General features: G+C 59.6%; 3 protein-coding genes. All 3 read right to left on the reverse strand.

The annotated features are described in order from the left end of the window. Positions 1-635 (reverse strand): hypothetical protein (locus P5540_19890; GenBank protein ID HRT67076.1); only part of this gene is annotated, 635 nt, incomplete at its 3' end. Positions 636-670: 35 nt separating this feature from the next. Further along, positions 671-1,177 carry a hypothetical protein gene (locus tag P5540_19895; GenBank protein ID HRT67077.1) on the reverse strand — a complete coding sequence of 169 codons (507 nt, stop codon included), beginning with the start codon at positions 1,175-1,177 and terminating at the stop codon, positions 671-673. Beyond that, positions 1,174-1,828: hypothetical protein (locus tag P5540_19900; protein HRT67078.1), on the reverse strand; the 655-nt coding region annotated here is incomplete at its 5' end. The genes P5540_19900 and P5540_19895, both read right to left, overlap by 4 nt.

Below are 1,828 nucleotides of genomic sequence, written 5' to 3' on the forward strand. Positions count from 1 at the left end.
ACCGTGCTTTCGGCCTGCTTTTCGATGAGGCCGATGCCGGGGGCCGTAACCATCCACGCAAACGCGGCGGACGTATAGACGCCGTTCGCGGTTACTTGCGCGTTCGGGAAGCTGGCCGCGTAGGCAACAGGCTCGCCTTCGCCGTCGGTCGCTTCGGCGATGTCGCACGTAGCAGAAATGGAGCAATCATTCAGCGCACCTCCGGCCACCGTAAACCCCATCAACTGCGCAAACTTGCCGCCGACAAGCGTAATGGCCGGCATTGCGGCCTTCGCCGTCTTGCCCGTAGGAGCCTGGAACGCCGCATAGCCGAGCGCGCCGGAAACGGTGATTTTGGGCCAATCGCCGTTTGAAGTGGCAGCCTCAATCGAGCCGACAAAAACGCCGGTCGAAAGCTCGCCGACGGACAGCGTCGAAAGGTCGAGCGTGCCGCTTTTAAGCAGGTAGGTACACGACACGTCGAATATCGTCCCGGCGGCGTTGCCGTACAATTTCGTAACCGCCACATCGCCGTTAGCGTCTAGCGCGTTTGCCTCGTTGGGCGCGCGCGGAACCTTGCTCGACTCCTGCAAAATCAGGTCAGTCGTCGCGAAGCCGAAATGATCCGTTTTCCCGCCAAATCCAGTTGTTTCCATTTTCGTTCTCCGGTTTCTTTTTTAATTTTAATTCGTTAAAAGTCGCTTCGGCTGAAATGCGTCTGAACCGCTATTCCGATCATGTTCGCGCCGTCCATGTCTGCCGGCGCCATGCCCTCGCCCCACGTGAACCCGCCAAAATGGAACGTTGCGCCAAGTTCGGCGGTCAGGACGGCTTTGAATCTGGCAAGCTCATCACCATCTCTCCCGGCGATGAACTGCGCATATAGCAAATCGCAAACGCGCTGGATTTCTCCGTACAGGCTTTGAATCTGCGCGTGGTTCTTGTCGTCGTCAGTCTTGGTTGCGCAAAGGATCTGAGTCTCGGAGTACATCGTGCGCTGGTTGGCGTCGAAACGCGGCGAACCGCACCGCACGTCCACCAGCGGAAAGGCGCGGTCTTTGCTATCGGCTGCGAGCTTTTCCCATACGGGGTCCAGCGGCAACGACTGCCACGCCCGCACGACGCACGACGCGCCGAGTTCGGCGTAGGTGCGGAACACGTCGGCAAAGGCCATTTCGATTGCGCGCGCGACGTTCACGATGCACCGTAGGCTTCCGCCGCCTTGCGGCCGATTTCGTGTTCCATCTTGTTCGCGGCGGCGTTGATTGCCGACTGCACGGCGGAGTAGCCGCCTTCAAGCGCCTTTTCCATATAGCGCAGGCGGTTCGTCATTCGCACGGAAGGGTTGACGTAGCCCCCGCTCCAATTGACCGACGAAGCATCCTTGACGCCCATGATGGCTTCGGTTCCGCCCGTAGCCATGCGGTTCGCCATGATGGCCCAGGACTTCTTCGCAAGGCCGCGACGTCCAATAATCGTGCGCCGGTCTTTCTTGGCCTCTGAAATCGTGGTGTATGGCGGCAAGCCTCTCCCTCCCCTCTTTAGCGGCTTAACCACCTGTGCGCCGGCAATCCACTTCTTGACGCCGAAGCGGGCATAGCGCCGGTCTGCTTCTCTTGAGCGAGTAAGGCGCTGGATAGGGAGATTGACGACCTCGCGTCTCTTTTCCGACACGGTGGTTCTTGCCGCCAAAGAGCTGGCCAAAAGCGATCCGCCCCACTGTATAGACTCGCGCATCCCCTTGCCTAGCACGGCGCGGTTGCGGTCTATTTGCTCAAAAAGCGCATCGGCCTGCGCAGTGTCTACTGTCGCTGTAAGCACGACGGCCATTACGCAAACTCCGCTTCCA

It is taken from the genome of Candidatus Hydrogenedentota bacterium (genome assembly GCA_035450225.1).
Lineage (GTDB): Bacteria > Hydrogenedentota > Hydrogenedentia > Hydrogenedentales > SLHB01 > DSVR01.